Origin of the sequence: Virgibacillus ndiopensis (genome assembly GCF_900187325.1) — a bacterium.
Classification (GTDB): Bacteria; Bacillota; Bacilli; order Bacillales; family Amphibacillaceae; genus Virgibacillus_E; species Virgibacillus_E ndiopensis.
Genome location: NZ_FZMZ01000004.1, coordinates 45,500 through 61,672, shown reverse-complemented (window position 1 = coordinate 61,672; position 16,173 = coordinate 45,500). Strand labels below are relative to the sequence as shown.

Genomic DNA, 16,173 nt, shown 5'->3' with positions numbered 1-16,173 from the left:
GTTAACAAATACCAGGATTACCTAAACCTTTAATAAACCTTATCCCCATTAAAAATGGAATTCTTAACAACAACATAATCTACATTTCGGATTGCGTCCAATTTGGTTCCTCCAGCATAAGAAATGGAGGATTGAAGATCTTGTTCCATTTCATTTAACGTATCTTGTAATGGACCTTTATATTCGACATGCATTTTTTTGCCTTCTACGTTTTTCTTTTCACCTTTTTGATATTCCGAAGCTGAACCAAAATATTCTTTATAAAGCTTACCATCTTTTTCAATTCTTTCACCTGGAGATTCTTCATGGCCGGCAAATAAGGATCCAATCATGACCATAGAAGCACCGAAGCGGATGGATTTAGCTATGTCTCCATGTGTACGAATTCCACCATCAGCAATGATTGGCTTGCTTGCTGCTTTTGCACACCAGCGTAGTGCAGCTAGCTGCCAACCACCAGTACCAAATCCAGTTTTAATCTTCGTTATACAAACCTTTCCTGGACCAATTCCCACCTTTGTTGCATCTGCACCAGCATTCTCCAATTCTCTTACTGCTTCCGGAGTTCCAACATTTCCGGCGATCACAAAGCTAGTAGGTAAAAGTCTCTTAATATGCTTGATCATCTCGATTACTGCGTCAGAATGACCATGGGCGATATCAATTGTAATGTAGTCTGGTGACAGTTGTTCATCTGCAAGTTGCTGGATGAATTGATACTCTTCCTCTTTAACACCAACACTTATGGAAGCAAACAATCCACGTGCATGCATATCTGCAATAAAAGTTAGTCTCGTTTCAGGTTCAAAACGATGCATAATATAAAAGTATCCATTTTCTGCTAAATGAAGTGCTATCTTTTCATCTATAATTGTTTGCATATTTGCAGGTACTACAGGTAATTTAAATGTATTTCCACCTAAAGTAATAGTTGTATCACATTCCGAACGGCTATTTACCACACATTTTGCTGGAATTAATTGAATATCTTCGTAATCAAATACATTTTCCATGATTAACACTCCTAAAAACGAATAATAAAGTTAAGTTTAATGATAATGTTCGTCTATTGGTAATATACTTTATTTTGTGGTGGTTGTCAAAGTAAAACAATTTATTGGAACTGCTTTAGGTTCTCTTCGTAAATTTCATGAACGATATGGGCAAAATTGTTTATGCAAAAGATGGTCAATTTATTATAACAATGCTGAAGATAAGGTTAATTGTAGGAAATAGTGTCAAATATAAAATAAATTCGGTAATCCTATTCAGTTTAGTGATTTGAATAGGATTACTTTTTTAATGGGTAGAAGACTTTAAAAAGGATAACAATCATTTCCCTGGGAATATTACAAATTGATGGAGGTGAACCAATTGGCTGATGAAAAAAAGAAAGAAAACAATAAAAATGTAAATACTGAACTTGGTGGTATGGGACTTTATGGAACAACGGGAAATGTAGAAATTGAAGGTTACAGCATGTCGGGTGACATTGAAAACGCTGGTCAACTTGACAAAGGATTTAAAAAGAAGAAAGAGGATATGGGAGCAAAAGCATCTTTGGAAGATTCACCTTAAAAATGTTCTGTTCCATTTCTTAGTAGACAAGGATAAAAGGATCCTTGTCTACCATTTTATTTTTATATAAAAATTAGGTTTAAGTATCTGCTTAAAAAAACCATGCCTTTATATAAGCAATATTGACTATAGATAGGAAACATTTTCAAAAAAGTAAAATCTATTATATAGTATAATAAGAATACTAGAAACAGAGAGGAATTCAACATGCAGAAACGAATTCAGACATCCTTATTAAATGAAGAGAAACGAACCACAATTTGGTTTTTATGGTTATTTTATACTATATATCTAGCTTACGATATAACTTATTATTACATATTACCCGAATTTTCCTGGGAATCCGGACAGGACATTTTGAGTATGGGTATAACTTTTTGGATGTACATAGTAATGTTTGGTCTATTACCCTTCTCTTTTCATTTGATTAAAAAAAAGAAAATTTGGTTGATAAAATACATTTACTTTATAACATATACTTCTCTAAATATAATTAATGACATTTGGATTTATTGGGATAGTAATGTTTCATACAGTAGTGGAAACGTGGTTGAATTAGTTATCGTAATGTTTTCACCAATATTTGTTAACAAAAAGTTCTTTACTTTAGTCTCTTACGGAACAATTTTAAAGTTCATCGTAATAGGCTTGGTTCTGCGAGATACTGTTGTTTTGTTCCCATTACTTATAATAGTTGTTTTGTCCATGATTGGATACATTTTTCTCCATCGTTTCTTGAACTACATTGATGCTGTTAAACAATCTTATGATAAACAGTTAGAAGGTATTGTTAAGGGGATTATTGCTACTTTAGAACTTAAAGATCCATATACACGTGGACACAGTGAACGTGTTGCTCAATACGCAATGATTTTAGCGAAGGCTACAGGAAGACTTAAGGAAGAAAAGCTTAAATCATTCTATTATACTTGTCTATTACATGATATTGGAAAAATCCATATTCCAGATTCAATTTTGACTAAACCAGGAAGATTGACAAAAGATGAATTTGATGTAGTTAAGACACATCCTGATGTGGGAGCTAAAGCAGTACAACAGGTAGTGGGAATTGCTGATAATATTAACGTGATTCGCCATCATCATGAACGCTGGGATGGTAATGGTTATCCTGATCAAATAGGAGGAGAAAATATAGATTTCCTTGCAAGAATTACCGCTATCGCAGATGCATTTGATGCGATGACATCTTCCAGGTCATATCGATCAGCACTCCCTTTGGATGAAGCATACAAGCGTATTATTAAAGAGATGGGAACACAATTCGATCCCAACCTAGAAGATAAATTTAAAAAGGTTTATCCTATTTGGATCGACTATCACAAAACTTATTATGCACAAAATAAGAGTATAGATAAGACAGCCGCTTTAAAAAGGGGGTGAAATACATATGAAAATCCGTAAACTTAAAAAAATAAAAGTTACTTGCTGGTGGTGTGTTTTTGTAGGACGTTAATAACAACTAAGTAGGTATAGGATGCTAGAACTCTAGCATCCTATTTCATTCCCTAAATCGGTGGTGCAAAACATGAATCTTTCCCTACAATCTCGACTAACCTTATATCCTCTAACAATTCGGCAAGATAAAAAGCATTATATTGTTGAAGAAAGCCTTTCTGGTGATTTTTTTGAAATGCCTAAGATTTGTATTGATGCCATTCATTTAATAAATAAAGGTGAGTTATTAGCAACTATTGAACAGGAACTAAAAAATGCGTATCCAGATGAAGATGTAGACCTGGTTAATTTTGCTAAACAGTTATTAGAAATGGATCTTGTAAAAAAAATCGATGGTGAAGCAATTGCTGTTAAGAAAAAAGATCAGTCCCCAGGCGGTTTTACATGGATTTCGCCTAAGGTAGCACGTCTTTTTTTTAATAAAGTAACTACAAAACTATTTATGGCACTCATTTGTATCAACATTATTTTTGTTATAATGAATCCGCAATTATTTCCTGAGTATCAGGACTTATTTTTGTTTGATGCTATGATGCTGAACATTTTAACCTACACAGGGATCACTTTGTTTTTGATTTTAATTCATGAATTCGGTCATATAGTGGCTGTTCGTTCGTATGATCTACCTGCTAAACTGGATATAGGAAATCGCTTATTTTTTGTCGTGTTTGAGACAGATTTATCACCTGCATGGAAATTACAGCCAAAACAACGAAATGTCTTATACTTAGCTGGTATTTGTTTTGACCAGCTGATGATTTTTATTGCATTCAGTATAAAGGTATTTCTTCCAGTAGGTGATACAATTGTTGCAGGTATAGTAGGGATAGTTATCCTTGATATCGTTATAAAAGCGATTTACCAATGCTGTTTTTATATGAAAACAGATTTATACTATCTTTGTGAAAACATGACAGGGTGCTACAATCTTATGGAAAATGGGAGGCAATTCTTAAGTAAATGGATCCCATTTATGAAAACGGATTTGTCGACTGAAACGTTTGAAGAAGAGGCGAAATATGTTCGTTTGTATGCGGTGTTCTATATTTGTGGTGTACTATTAACCTTTGCTTTATTTATATTTTATTTACTACCACAGGCATTCTATGCTTATTCACAAACACTACCAGAATTGTTACACCCTATTGGAAATCCATACTTTTGGGATGCAATTGTTTTTCTCGGACAAACCATCGTAATTTTGGGCTTATTATGTTATTCTAAGTGGAAAAATCGTGTTAATAATACATTTTAGGGAGCTTTTGCAGTGGGGAAATTTCTCAGCTTTGAAGAAATTCAAACTAAATGTGAACAATTAAATGAAGTGTATCAAATAGATGAGGAAAAATTTTATCAAATTGTAGAAAAGTGGGCGGACCGTGACACGTCAACTGAAAACAAATTAGTGGCCAGTTTTTCAGAGTTATTGCAAGTGGTAAGTGATGAAATCTCTGGGATGGAAGAAGCCGTAAATATGCAGCCTACCTGTGGTTTAGGCTGTGCTTTTTGTTGTTACTTTCCAATCATTATAAATGAAATGGAAGCTAAATTAATGAAAAAGGCGATCGAGAATTTTCCTGAGCAAAGAAGAAACGAGCTTCAGGCTCATTTCACTAGGTATTTTGAACAATACGGCAATCAACTGGAACAGATTACTGGTTTCGATTTTGAAAACGATGGCGATTTTAAGCGTAAATATAAGGCGAGTCAGGTTCCGTGTATAATGTTAGATACGAAAACAAATCAATGCATGGCCTATGAAATTCGCCCAATTCCATGTCGGACGTATGTGAACTATACAGATCCCAAAGTTTGTGAACAAAATATGATGCCTAAAGAGACAATCAGTTTTGAATTTTTGTATAGTGAATACATGGGTGCGTTAAATGAGTTTGTGCAATTTTTATATGAACTAGATGATACGGCTTTTATCAATTATCCAGATGATGTTTACAAGCATGATTATTTACCAAATTGGTTTTGGGAATAGGCGAAGGACATAAATCCAGCGCCTCCGGAACATACTAAACATATGTTTGGGAGGTGTTTTTTTATGGACAATAACGATTTTGAGGGAATTTATAATGACTATAAGAATCAAGGTGAAAACCAAGCACAGTCAGAGGTTGAACAAGCAGTTAGTCCAGGTCAAGAACAAATTGTTGCCGTGCGGAAAAATGACGATGGTGACATTATCGCTTTTAAAACTGCCAGCGGAAGGGAACTAGACTATGTGACCGCTCTAGACGAAGCGAAAGCTGGCAAGTTGGCTCATGTGGATGTATTTCACAAGTATGGCAGAGATATTATTCGTAGCGAACCGGATGGTGTGAAGGAAAACAATTTAGATAATCTAGAAAGTTTTTAAAGACGAAGCAAATCAGCCTGTGCAGAGATGTGCAGGCTTTACATATGAGAAATGATCTAAAAAGAAGGATTATCAAAAGTTTTATCGAATTTTTAATTTTAGTTAGATAAATTGATGGAGGGGATTGTGTGAGTAAATTCGGATTGTATGGCAAATTTACTGCTGTCGAAGGAAAACGTGATACATTAGTAGAAATATTAGTCGAAGCTTCAAAATCGATGGAGGAACTAAACGAGTGTGAATTATATGTTGTAAGTATAGATAATCATGATCCTGATGCAGTTTATGTTTATGAGGTTTGGAATGATGAAAAGGCACATCAAGCCTCTTTATCATTGGAAGCAACACAGACATTAATTCAACATGCTAAACCGATAATAGCTGGAACGGAAAGAATCAGCACCTTGTCACCAGTAGGAGGAAAGGGTATTTAGTACGCGCTATGATTATGAAAAAAGAAAGCCCGAATTTCTCTTTTTTAGTGTTGAGAAACTGGGCTTTTAATTTTTACTGAATTTCTTTTAAATAATCGTCAAGACGTTCATATTGAGAGGCAGTACCTTGGACTACTCCCATATCCATTACTATTTTAAGGTCTTCTTCTGATGGAAATTGGGAACGTACTATAATTTTTGTTTTTCCTTCCTGTTCTAAATAAGTCATCGTTGCCAGTATTTCTGGCATGTTATCGTTCGTATTACCCTCCGGATCTAAGAACATGTCTGTGTAGACGATCTTTTCAGGTTCAGTAATCTCATGATAGACAGTTTTTCCCCAGGATTCTTGGCCAAAAAATTCTCCCTGGGTTTTATCTGTACACCGCATACAATAATGCCATATACCATCAGGCTTAAATTCAAATTTATTAGTTTCCGTTTGCCAACCTTTTGGGCCCCACCAGTTTGATAGATGTTCAGGATCAGAAAACATTTTAAATACGAATTGTCTTGGAGCATCAAACGTGCGCTCCATAATGAGGTCCTTTCCCTCAACGTATGACTTCATTTTAGTTGACGCTTTGTTTTCAGACATTTTATTCCTCCTATTTAAACGATGGTTTTTAAGCTATAAATCTAAACGATCCTCCTTTAATAGGGTTATATATAATTACTTCTTGTTGCCATGCTTCTTTTCCTTCTCTTGCAATTTGTGAAGATAATCATCCAAGCGATCGAATCGCTCATCCCAGATAGAGCGAAAAGACTCTAGCCATGTGTTAAGCTCTTTGAACCGCTCGGGACGAAGTTTATAAATACGCCGATTGGCAATCGCTGTTACCTCAACGATCTCAGCCTCACTAAGTACACGTAGATGTTTGGAAGCTTGGGTCTGACGAATCCCAAGTTGCTCTGCGATTTCACCCACAGTGAGAGGTCCGTCACGTAAAAGTTCGACAATGTGTAGCCGATTTGGTTCGGCAAGAACGCTAATCATTTTCATAATTTAAATATACCCGAAATTAAATATTCTTGTAAGGGAATATTTAAAATTTATTCTAAGAATTTAGTTTACTATTTTTTATTAAACTGGTTAACTTTAGGTGATCTGGACACACTAATAATGGGTGATGACAAATGAAAGCAACCGAATTAGAGACGAAAAGATTTGATAAGGCATTGGATGAAATTCTTGACCTATTTAATAATCTTGAAAGAGATGATCCAATCATTCATTTTGGTGAAGACGTTATTGAAAATATTGAGCGTGCAAAGAAAAAATATGGTGATGACATGGTTGATAAAAAAATAAATACAGTTGTAAGCGAAATGCTTTCCTGGCTTGATCTTGATGGTGTTGATGAGGAAGCAGATGAAAATGTAGAAGCAGAGGATGAGACATAAACGGTTCCTGTAGTTTTTCCATTTTTAGACTATTGTATTAACTTATTTTTTTGTGGTATAATACGAACAAATGTTCCTTGTAGGGGGTATTCCAGTGAACCAATTACTTTTTAATTCGATTGAGTCTAAACAGAAACTTAAAATGATTTACTTGTCAGAGGATAATCAAATTTCGCAACGAATTATTGGCGTGTTAAAAATTAAAGGGGATACAGTCCTGGCTTATTGTTATTCTAGGAGAAAAGTGCGATCGTTTAAGTTTGGTAATATTTTATCTGTGGTTCCTGTAGGGAAGTGTATAGGGGCTTAGTGACAATGATATTGGAGCATAGTAATAAATTGTTAAATTCGTTCTTTAGCCTGTATTATGGTTGGAGAACTTTTTATTTTATAGAATAATATTTTTAGATATAATTGTTTATTTTCTAAACGTATATTACAGTATGTATTATATTATGTAAGTGAGATTATATTTTTCTACACAAATATATTTGAAATAGACAAGACGTAAATGAATAGAATAGGTGCCTCTTAATTAATAATGAAGGGAAAGCATTGACAAATGAAAAACAGAAATATAAGAAATGATTCACGTTTTAATGTTGCTAATCGTGAAGCATTGATCGGTTGTGTATTAGCTGCGTTTAATATTTTATGGTGGTATGGTTTTGCTTATGGTATGGGATCTAAAGCACCTGAAGAGTATACGTACATATTAGGTTTCCCTGCATGGTTTTTCTACAGTTGTATTGTAGGTTTTGTTGTGATGGTTATATTAATCATTATTGTGGTGAAATTTGTTTTAAAAGAGGTACCATTTGAGGATGAAGAAGAGGTGGACTCTTTATGAACTGGGGAGTAATCATTCCATTATTAATTTTTCTTGTTATTGTATTACTGGTTGGAATTTGGGCTAATAGAAAAATGGACGGGTCTACTTCGTTTATTAGTGATTATTTCATTGGCAGTCGCGAGTTTGGAGGTCTTGTATTAGCAATGACCATGGTTGCGACTTATGGTAGTGCATCGAGTTTCCTGGGAGGCCCAGGTGCTGCATATTCTATCGGACTTGGCTGGGTATTACTCGCAATGACACAAGTTGCGACTGGATATTTCGTCTTACTTATTCTTGGTAAAAAGTTTGCAATCGTAACGAGGCGGTATAATGCTGTTACACTTATCGATTTTTTAAAGGAGAGGTATCAAAGTAAACCAGTAGTGCTATTGTCAGCGTTAAGTATTATTTTATTTTTATTTGCTGCTATGGCTGCCCAATGGGTTGGCGGTGCTTATTTAATTCAAACATTAACAGGCATTTCTTATACCTCTGCTTTATTCATTTTCACTATTTCTGTACTAATCTATGTAACTATTGGTGGATTCCGTGCTGTTGCAATAACGGATACCATTCAAGGAGTTGTTATGTTTTTTGGAACGTTAATATTGCTCATAGCAGTAATTATTGCTGGTGGCGGTTTGTCTAATATCTTTTCTGATTTAGTAGCAGAAAATCCTAATCTTGTAACACCTTATGGGCAGGATGGTCAGTTATCCTCATTGTATGTATCCTCTTTCTGGATATTGGTAGGGGTTGGTGTTGTTGCGTTACCACAAGTAGCGGTTAGGGCAATGTCGTACAGGGATTCAAAGTCGATGCATCGGGCATTGATTATAGGTACGGTTGTAGTTGGATTTATTATGTTGAATATGCATTTAATTGGTGTATTTTCTAGACCAGTTTTACCTGGAATAGAAGTAGCAGACCAAGTTATTCCACTTGTTGCATTAGATGTATTACCACCTTTGTTAGCCGGAATCGTACTTGCTGCACCACTTGCTGCAATGATGTCTACCGTGGATTCGTTATTATTACTTGTTAGTTCTTCAGTAGTTAAGGACGTTTATATTAACTTTATGAAACCACGAGCTTCTAATAAACATGTTAAAAAAGTAAGTATGGGTGTCACAGCGATTATAGGAATTGTGGCATTTATTTTAGCGATAAATCCACCTGAACTTTTAATCTTTTTAAACTTATTTGCTTTTGGAGGGTTAGAAGCGGCATTTATTTGGCCAATCGTTTTAGGGTTATATTGGAAGTTTGCAAATAAATATGGTGCCATCGCATCGATGGTAACAGGTATTGGTGCTTATATAGGAATTCATTTTTACAATGAAGCATTTGGTAACTTGTTAGGTGTTCATACGGTAACCATACCTGTTTTCTTATCACTGATTGTTTTTGTTATTATAAGTGTTCTTTTTAAGCAGGAGGCATATGAATTTCCAACAAAGCCATTGAAAAAAGTACAGAAGTAGTGAAGATGTAGTTTTAAAAATTGAACGAATCAGTTGGAAATATGATCCCTTTGGTTCAGAAAATATCATTCAGAATGAAAGATCTCCTTATAGAGCAAATTAAGATAGAATGAAAAAATACCTATAAGGAGAAAATCATGTACAAAGATATTTTAAATAGCACCAGTCATCGTGAATATCCACTTCCCAAAGATTCATGGATAATGATGCAAAAGTGGGAGAATGTATTGTTCGTACATTTGCCTGTACCTAAACAAGTGATCGAAGCACATCTTCCTTCTGGCTTACAACTAGACACGTATGGAGGAGATGCATGGATTAGCATTATTCCATTCAAAGTCAGTAAAATCCGTCCCCGAAAAATGCCACAAATACCTGGCATAAGATCCACATTAGAAGTCAATGTTCGAACCTATGTAAAACGGAATGGTATTAGTGGCGTATACTTTTTTAGCTTGGATGCAAATAAACTGTATGCTGTCCTAGGCGCGAGGATGATGACTTTACCGTATTATTATGCAACTATGTCTTTGAAAAAAATAGACGAAATATTTCATTATTATAGTAGTCGCAGAGGAAATGAGCCAATCGTATTTAAAGCTAGTTATCAACCGATTGGTGAGTCTATTTATCCGGAAAAAAATAGTCTTACCTATTGGTTACTGGAGCGGTATTTTCTGTTCTCTTATAGAAATGGTTCTATGTATAGAGGGGCTATTCACCATAAACAATGGGAAATCCAGAATGCAAAAGTGGATCTGAAAAAACAGTCACTAACGCCATTTTTGCCAAACAATGCTTTTGGAGCAAATCCACTAATGCATTATGCGCCATCTAAAGTAGCTTTGATATGGATGATGAAGAAATTGTAAAAGAAAGTAGGGCTTGATTTAAGCATCATTCCATCATCTGTTGAACAACTTTTTTATTGCGTTCAGTGAAAACCTCATTATGTGATGAAACCATTGCTATGGTTTGTGCATCACCCTGAATGTACTGTTTTGCTTTGTTTACAGCATTTGCAGCATCTTGAAATGCGCCCGCTATTAGATGGAGTTTTCCTTCATGATGGAGGATGTCTCCGGCAGCAAATAATCCATCAACTGAAGTTTCGCTCATTGTGTTGCCTGCAACAAAGTAATTATCTTTTCTTTCTACCGCAATTTCACTATTCTCCAATAGATCAATATCACGATCATAGCCATGATTAATAACGACTTCATCAATGTTTAATTCGGTTTTTATTCCACTTTCATTGTTGGTCAGCTCTACCTTCTCAATCAATTCATAGTTTTCCTCCGAGATTAGTTTGGTTATGGTCGTATTAGGCATACACGTTACAGAACTGTTGAGGAGTTGTGAAACTTGTGCTTCATGTCCGTTTAATTTATCTTTTCGATATGTAAGATATACTTTTTTTGCTAATGGTGCTAGTTCATTTGCCCAATCAATTGCGGTATTTCCCCCGCCTGAAATGATTACCGTTTTTCCACGAAAACGTGCAAGTGATTTCACTGTATATTGCAGGTTAGTTAATTCAAATTTTTCAGCGCCCTCGATTGCTATTTTGGTCGGATTTAGAATACCTCCACCAATTGCTAATATGACCGTTTTTGAATAATGCTTCGTCCCAGAAAGGGTATCAAGCACAAATAATCCGTCATCGTTCTTTGCAATGGAAGTTACTTTTTCTTGATAAACAACTTCAGGATCAAATGTGAGACCTTGTTGGACCATTTGATTGATTAGCATGGAACCAGAGACTGGTGTTAACGCGCCAACATCCCAAATTATTTTTTCAGGATATACATGAACTTTTCCACCAAGTTCGGGCTGGAATTCGATAATTTTCGTTTTCATTTCTCGTAATCCACTGTAAAAAGCTGAAAATAACCCAGCTGGACCGCCTCCAACTATAGTTACATCAAAACATTCAATATGTTTCAAATCGCTCACTCCTAGTAATATTTTTTAAGACTTGCTTCTATTTCTGAAAAATGTTGACTTTAAAAAACGATATGATTATAGTTACATTGTAAATGAAATTGATAATCATTATCAAGATGTTTTAGAAAAAATTTGGAGTGGAGGGAATTACATATGAAGAAATGGCTTATTATCATTAGTTTATTGGCATTGTCCTTATTAGTCGCTTGCGGAGAAGATGAAGGTAATAAAGAAGAGGGTAGTAACAGCAAGGATATCGAAAAGACTAATAAAACGATTAAGATTGAAGATGCAATGGGCGAACAAACAATTGAAGGAACACCGAAAAAGATTGTTGTCTTGGAATGGTTTTTTGCTGAACATTTACTTTCATTAGGTATTCAGCCTGCAGGTGTACCGAATATTGATGAATACAATAACTGGATAAATATCGAACCTAAATTAGCAGAAAGTGTACAGGATATCGGTACACGTCAGGAACCAAATTTGGAGGCGATTTCTCGTTTAGATCCTGACTTAATTATTGCCGCTAAGTTCAGACATGAGAATATTTTAGAACAGCTAAAGGAAATTGCACCAACTGTAACATTCTCACCTTATAGCGAAAAAGCGCAGGAAAATCTGTATGGTGAGATGTTGAACGAATTTAAAACAGTTGCCAAAATTGTAGATAAAGAGGAAAAAGCAGATGAGGAAATCAAAGACCTGGATAAATTTTATGAAGAACAAAAACAACGTGTGGCAGATGCTGGATTAAATGGTACTGAATATATGGCAACGCTTGCTTTTACAACGCAAAATTCGCCAGTTTTACGATTGTACACAGATAACTCTATCGTAGCTCAGGTAATGAGTAGGCTAGGTTTCGAAAATGCGTATAAATCAGATAAACTCGAAAAGTATGGTTTTAGCGAAGTTGGGGTGGAGACACTGCAAAATTTCCAGAAAGAAAACCTGCAATTTCTGTATATCGTTCAAGGTGATGATAATATATTTGAAAATCAGCTAAAAGGTAATCCAGTTTGGGAAGGATTAAGCTTTGTAAAGGCAGGAAATACACATCAAATCCCTGGAGACACACCAGTATTTGGCGGAGTATTATCTGCAAAAGTATTAGCAAATCAATTAGTTGATTCCATGTTAGAAACGAAATAAGGAACGTAGGTGGTGGGACAGGGGGTCAGGTCCATTGTCCCAGCTACTTTATTTTGGGGACAATGGACCTGACTCCCTGTCCCGAAGAAGTGAAGCAGTGAATCGAACTAGGTTCATTGCTTTTTTTATTGGTTTTATTGAAAATTTTGTATAATGTCATTGGAAATTAATAGGTTATCTAGTAAAGTTAAGAGTAATAGTTAGTGATAATTGGGGGTGAGAGGTATTGGCTACTATTATTGATATGCAGGGGGTCTCATGGAAAAGACAGAAGGAGAACATTCTTTATAACGTTAATTGGCAGGTATATCAAGGTGAGCATTGGGCTGTCCTTGGACTAAATGGGTCTGGTAAAACAACTCTACTTAACATGATTAACGGCTACATTTGGCCAACGCAAGGGAAGGTTAGTGTACTGGACCAGTCCTTTGGTAAAACGGATTTAAGGGAATTGCGGAAATCGATTGGATGGGTCAGTTCCTCACTGCAGGAAAAAGTGAAAGTAACAGATAATACCGAGGATGTCGTTATTAGTGGTAAATATGCTTCGATTGGATTGTATGAAAATCCTAATAACGAGGATTATCAAAAGGCTTTTAAAATTATGGATAAACTTGGCAGTGGTCATTTAATTGGTCGTGCCTATCAAACATGTTCACAAGGGGAGAAGCAAAAAATTTTAATTGCTCGTGGATTAATGGGTTCACCAGAATTATTAATTTTAGACGAACCGTGCAATGGACTGGATTTCCATTCACGGGAAGAGTTAATGTCTTCTGTAAAGCAGTTGGCAATGCAAAAATATGGACCAACTATTATTTATGTCACACATCATACAGAAGAAATTTTACCTGTTTTTTCACATACATTGCTGATTCATCAAGGAACTATATTTGATAAAGGTGAAACAGCTAATATATTAACAAGTGAGAATTTATCACGTTTTTTTGAAATGACTGTAGAAATAAAATGGCATAAAGAACGAGCTTGGATGACATTACAAAATTAGGGATGGAATAAGTGGGACAATGAACCTGTCCCCCTGTCCCAGAATTGGGGGATTTGATGGATTTTCAGAGAGAGAAAGTGATGGCTTTAGAGAATTTAACGATGCGTTTCGATGGTAATCAGGTGTTGCATGGAATTGATTTAGATGTGTACCGTGGACAGATTATTGGATATATTGGGCCAATGGTGCTGGTAAAAGTACAACATTAAAGATTATGCTTGGATTAGTGGATGGGTACGGTGGAAGTGTAGAGATTTTTGGAAAAGATATTAAAAAGAGTGACCATACATATAAACGAAAAATTGGCTATGTTCCTGAGAATGCGGAAATCTATGAAAATCTTTCCGCAGCAGAATATTTGTCATTTATTGGTGAATTGTACGGGATGGAACGTAAGGCTGTAGAGAACAAAGCAAGAAGGCTAATGGCAGAATTTGATATGGAGGATGTATTTCATTCGAGGATTTCTTCTTTTTCCAAAGGGATGCGGCAAAAGGTAATCATTATTTCGAGTTTACTGCATGATCCAGATCTAATTTTTCTTGATGAACCGTTAAGTGGTTTAGATGCTAATAGTGTTATGGTTATCAAGGATATTCTAGAACAATTGGTAAAACAGGGGAAAACGATATTCTACTCATCCCATATTATGGATGTTGTAGAAAAAATAAGTAGTCGTATTGTCTTACTTAAAGATGGAAAAATTGCTGCTGATGGCACGTTTGAAGAATTACGGCAGGCGAGTGAAAAAGGGTCTCTCGAAGATATATTCAATCAGCTAACAGGATTCGATGAGCACAAAAATACTGCTGAACGATTTGTTACTATTATTTCAGAAGGTGACAACCATGCGTGAATTTCGTTCGCTAAAGTTTTTGGACTTATTTCAATCGTTATTTCGATCGATAAATATTGATTACAGTGTAATGCGGAAAATTCTTGAGATGAAACTATTGATGGATCAACGACGTGTTCCAGTAATTTTTAGTAATGATATATCTAAAAAGCGTAAAGAAGGGAATCAATTTCTTAAGTCATTAGGGATTTATGCATTATATAGTTTAATTCTCATTCCATTTCTTTTTATGGGTGAAAATTATATGTTTCAGCTCAGTATAATTTTTGGTATCACGATGTTTATTCTGATGACGTCATTGATATCTGACTTTTCATCGGTTCTATTGGATGTCAGGGATAAAGCAATTTTGAATACAAAGCCTGTTAATGTGAGGACGGTTAATGCAGCAAAAGTAATTCATATTATGATTTACATGTCGATGCTTACAGGCGCTTTTATCGGGATCCCGTCAATTGTTATGCTGTTTACAAAAGGTATTCCCTTTTTGCTGTTATTCTTGGCAGAAATTATTCTGCTTCTTTTATTTATCATTGCTATTACCGCACTAATTTACATTTTTATTTTACGTTTTTTCAGTGGAGACAGGTTAAAAGATATTATCAATTATGTACAGATTCTTTTATCCGTTGGTATTGTGGTAGGCTATCAGATCGTTATTCGTGCATTTGATTTTGCTGTGTTTGATCTTAGCTATCAATTCGCATGGTGGCATTTATTACTTCCACCAATTTGGTTTGCAGCACCATTTGAACTATTTTTCCATGGAAATACTTCTACTTCAATCATTATTTTAGCTGTATGTGCTTTGATTATACCGTTTATATCAATTTATATTTACTATCTGCTTATATCTCCATTTGAAAGGAATCTGCAAAAACTTCTGGATGTTACAGTGAAAGCCAGTAGGAAGAGGCGGCTATTAGAAAGAGGATGGGAAAGCTTATTATGTTCAAGTAAAGAAGAAAAACTGTTCTTTCGGTTTTCCTCAGCTATGATGAGACAGGAAAGGGATTTTAAATTAAAGGTATATCCGACACTTGGTATGGCTTTAGTATTTCCGTTTATTTTTCTATTTAATGAACTAAATAGGGGAACGTTTGCTGAACTGGCTGAAAGTAAAGCATATTTTAACATTTATTTTTCGTGTATTATGATTGGATCAGTCGTCCATATGTTGAAGTTTTCGGTGAATTATAAAGGTGGATGGGTCTTTTACGTGACCCCTTTGAAAGAACCTTCTGCAATGTATCGAGCAACCTTGAAAGCATTTCTTGTTAAATTGTATCTTCCGGTATTTGTGCTGTTGTCTGCTGTTTTTATCGCGATTTTTTCAGCGCGAATAGTACCGGATTTGGCTGTCGTGCTCGTTACAACCGTTTTGTTTACGCTTATTTCATATAAACTGATCAATAATGATGAATTTGCATTTACACAGCCAATCGAATCAATCCAGATGCAAAGTGGGAATACAGTGAAGTTTTTCTTATTGATGGCACTAGTTGGGTTGTTCGCGGGTATTCATTTTTTAACAACAAAAATAGAGTATGGGGTTTATGTATATTTGGGTATACTGATCATCGTTACTTTTGCTACATGGAAATTTGTATGGAAAAAGAAATAA

General features: G+C 35.2%; 18 protein-coding genes and 1 pseudogene. 15 read left to right on the top strand and 4 right to left on the bottom strand.

What is annotated here, in order from left to right:
- Positions 1 to 29 precede the first annotated feature (29 nt).
- On the bottom strand, positions 30 to 1,013 hold the full coding sequence (gene guaC / locus CS937_RS02495) for a GMP reductase (RefSeq protein ID WP_099156911.1): 984 nt from the start codon (positions 1,011 to 1,013) through the stop codon (positions 30 to 32).
- Between the two features lie 361 nt (positions 1,014 to 1,374).
- On the opposite strand from guaC, the gene CS937_RS02490 reads away from it, so the two are divergent.
- The 6 genes from CS937_RS02490 (at position 1,375) to CS937_RS02465 (ending at position 5,856) form a co-directional block, all read left to right on the top strand.
- Positions 1,375 to 1,578 (top strand): hypothetical protein, encoded by a 204-nt coding sequence (locus CS937_RS02490; protein ID WP_245835675.1) that lies wholly within the window; start codon positions 1,375 to 1,377, stop codon positions 1,576 to 1,578.
- A gap of 207 nt (positions 1,579 to 1,785) precedes the next feature.
- The gene (locus CS937_RS02485) at positions 1,786 to 2,979 is read left to right on the top strand and encodes an HD-GYP domain-containing protein (protein WP_099156909.1); all 1,194 of its coding nucleotides are present in this window, start codon (positions 1,786 to 1,788) and stop codon (positions 2,977 to 2,979) included.
- Between the two features lie 145 nt (positions 2,980 to 3,124).
- The gene (locus tag CS937_RS02480; protein ID WP_099156908.1) at positions 3,125 to 4,309 is read left to right on the top strand and encodes a peptidase; all 1,185 of its coding nucleotides are present in this window, start codon (positions 3,125 to 3,127) and stop codon (positions 4,307 to 4,309) included.
- Positions 4,310 to 4,321: 12 nt separating this feature from the next.
- The gene (locus tag CS937_RS02475) at positions 4,322 to 5,044 is read left to right on the top strand and encodes a YkgJ family cysteine cluster protein (RefSeq protein WP_099156907.1); all 723 of its coding nucleotides are present in this window, start codon (positions 4,322 to 4,324) and stop codon (positions 5,042 to 5,044) included.
- 63 nt (positions 5,045 to 5,107) lie between these two features.
- Complete coding sequence (locus tag CS937_RS02470) at positions 5,108 to 5,422, top strand: DUF3892 domain-containing protein (protein ID WP_099156906.1); 315 nt, start codon at positions 5,108 to 5,110, stop codon at positions 5,420 to 5,422.
- Positions 5,423 to 5,550: 128 nt separating this feature from the next.
- A complete protein-coding gene (locus CS937_RS02465; protein ID WP_099156905.1) occupies positions 5,551 to 5,856 on the top strand; it encodes a putative quinol monooxygenase in 306 nt (101 codons plus the stop codon).
- A 73-nt stretch (positions 5,857 to 5,929) separates the two neighbouring features.
- On the opposite strand, the gene CS937_RS02460 is transcribed toward CS937_RS02465, so the two are convergent.
- Together CS937_RS02460 and CS937_RS02455 are read right to left on the bottom strand one after the other, a co-directional pair.
- Positions 5,930 to 6,454 carry an SRPBCC domain-containing protein gene (locus tag CS937_RS02460; protein ID WP_099156904.1) on the bottom strand — a complete coding sequence of 175 codons (525 nt, stop codon included), beginning with the start codon at positions 6,452 to 6,454 and terminating at the stop codon, positions 5,930 to 5,932.
- A 75-nt stretch (positions 6,455 to 6,529) separates the two neighbouring features.
- Positions 6,530 to 6,862: an ArsR/SmtB family transcription factor gene (locus CS937_RS02455; protein ID WP_099156903.1), complete on the bottom strand. Its 333-nt coding sequence runs from the start codon at positions 6,860 to 6,862 to the stop codon at positions 6,530 to 6,532.
- 134 nt (positions 6,863 to 6,996) lie between these two features.
- Between CS937_RS02455 and CS937_RS02450 the strand changes: the two genes are divergently transcribed.
- The 5 genes from CS937_RS02450 to CS937_RS02430 all read left to right on the top strand — a co-directional run bounded on the left by CS937_RS02450 (position 6,997) and on the right by CS937_RS02430 (position 10,454).
- Entirely contained in the window at positions 6,997 to 7,263 is a 267-nt protein-coding gene (locus tag CS937_RS02450; protein WP_099156902.1) for a hypothetical protein, read from the top strand.
- A 94-nt stretch (positions 7,264 to 7,357) separates the two neighbouring features.
- Positions 7,358 to 7,573, top strand: coding sequence for a WYL domain-containing protein (locus CS937_RS02445; RefSeq protein ID WP_099156901.1), 216 nt, complete (start codon positions 7,358 to 7,360; stop codon positions 7,571 to 7,573).
- A gap of 252 nt (positions 7,574 to 7,825) precedes the next feature.
- Positions 7,826 to 8,113, top strand: a complete 288-nt coding sequence (locus CS937_RS02440; protein ID WP_099156900.1) for a YhdT family protein — start codon at positions 7,826 to 7,828, stop codon at positions 8,111 to 8,113.
- A complete protein-coding gene (panF, locus tag CS937_RS02435) occupies positions 8,110 to 9,582 on the top strand; it encodes a sodium/pantothenate symporter (protein ID WP_099156899.1) in 1,473 nt (490 codons plus the stop codon). Before CS937_RS02440 ends, panF begins: the two co-directional genes overlap by 4 nt.
- A 137-nt stretch (positions 9,583 to 9,719) precedes the next feature.
- Positions 9,720 to 10,454, top strand: a complete 735-nt coding sequence (locus tag CS937_RS02430) for a YqjF family protein (protein WP_099156898.1) — start codon at positions 9,720 to 9,722, stop codon at positions 10,452 to 10,454.
- Positions 10,455 to 10,479: 25 nt separating this feature from the next.
- Here the strand turns inward: CS937_RS02430 and CS937_RS02425 are convergent, their stop codons facing one another.
- Positions 10,480 to 11,529: an NAD(P)/FAD-dependent oxidoreductase gene (locus CS937_RS02425; RefSeq protein ID WP_099156897.1), complete on the bottom strand. Its 1,050-nt coding sequence runs from the start codon at positions 11,527 to 11,529 to the stop codon at positions 10,480 to 10,482.
- Between the two features lie 153 nt (positions 11,530 to 11,682).
- On the opposite strand from CS937_RS02425, the gene CS937_RS02420 reads away from it, so the two are divergent.
- The 4 genes and pseudogenes from CS937_RS02420 (at position 11,683) to CS937_RS02405 (ending at position 16,173) form a co-directional block, all read left to right on the top strand.
- Entirely contained in the window at positions 11,683 to 12,684 is a 1,002-nt protein-coding gene (locus tag CS937_RS02420; protein ID WP_099156896.1) for an ABC transporter substrate-binding protein, read from the top strand.
- Positions 12,685 to 12,910: 226 nt separating this feature from the next.
- Positions 12,911 to 13,693 carry an ABC transporter ATP-binding protein gene (locus tag CS937_RS02415; RefSeq protein ID WP_099156895.1) on the top strand — a complete coding sequence of 261 codons (783 nt, stop codon included), beginning with the start codon at positions 12,911 to 12,913 and terminating at the stop codon, positions 13,691 to 13,693.
- Positions 13,694 to 13,749: 56 nt separating this feature from the next.
- Positions 13,750 to 14,549, top strand: a pseudogene (locus CS937_RS02410) (ABC transporter ATP-binding protein).
- A complete protein-coding gene (locus tag CS937_RS02405) occupies positions 14,542 to 16,173 on the top strand; it encodes a hypothetical protein (protein ID WP_099156894.1) in 1,632 nt (543 codons plus the stop codon). The pseudogene CS937_RS02410 and the gene CS937_RS02405 overlap by 8 nt, the downstream one beginning before the upstream one ends.

Bases quoted from the DNA above. Each gene is read 5' to 3' on its own strand.
- CS937_RS02470 (WP_099156906.1), top strand. From the start codon at position 5,108: ATGGACAATAACGATTTTGAGGGAATTTATAATGACTATAAGAATCAA.
- CS937_RS02450 (WP_099156902.1), top strand. From the start codon at position 6,997: ATGAAAGCAACCGAATTAGAGACGAAAAGATTTGATAAGGCATTGGAT.
- panF (WP_099156899.1), top strand. From the start codon at position 8,110: ATGAACTGGGGAGTAATCATTCCATTATTAATTTTTCTTGTTATTGTA.
- CS937_RS02455 (WP_099156903.1), bottom strand. From the start codon at position 6,862: ATGAAAATGATTAGCGTTCTTGCCGAACCAAATCGGCTACACATTGTC.
- CS937_RS02430 (WP_099156898.1), top strand. From the start codon at position 9,720: ATGTACAAAGATATTTTAAATAGCACCAGTCATCGTGAATATCCACTT.
- CS937_RS02485 (WP_099156909.1), top strand. From the start codon at position 1,786: ATGCAGAAACGAATTCAGACATCCTTATTAAATGAAGAGAAACGAACC.
- CS937_RS02480 (WP_099156908.1), top strand. From the start codon at position 3,125: ATGAATCTTTCCCTACAATCTCGACTAACCTTATATCCTCTAACAATT.
- CS937_RS02420 (WP_099156896.1), top strand. From the start codon at position 11,683: ATGAAGAAATGGCTTATTATCATTAGTTTATTGGCATTGTCCTTATTA.
- CS937_RS02460 (WP_099156904.1), bottom strand. From the start codon at position 6,454: ATGTCTGAAAACAAAGCGTCAACTAAAATGAAGTCATACGTTGAGGGA.
- guaC (WP_099156911.1), bottom strand. From the start codon at position 1,013: ATGGAAAATGTATTTGATTACGAAGATATTCAATTAATTCCAGCAAAA.
- CS937_RS02440 (WP_099156900.1), top strand. From the start codon at position 7,826: ATGAAAAACAGAAATATAAGAAATGATTCACGTTTTAATGTTGCTAAT.
- CS937_RS02405 (WP_099156894.1), top strand. From the start codon at position 14,542: ATGCGTGAATTTCGTTCGCTAAAGTTTTTGGACTTATTTCAATCGTTA.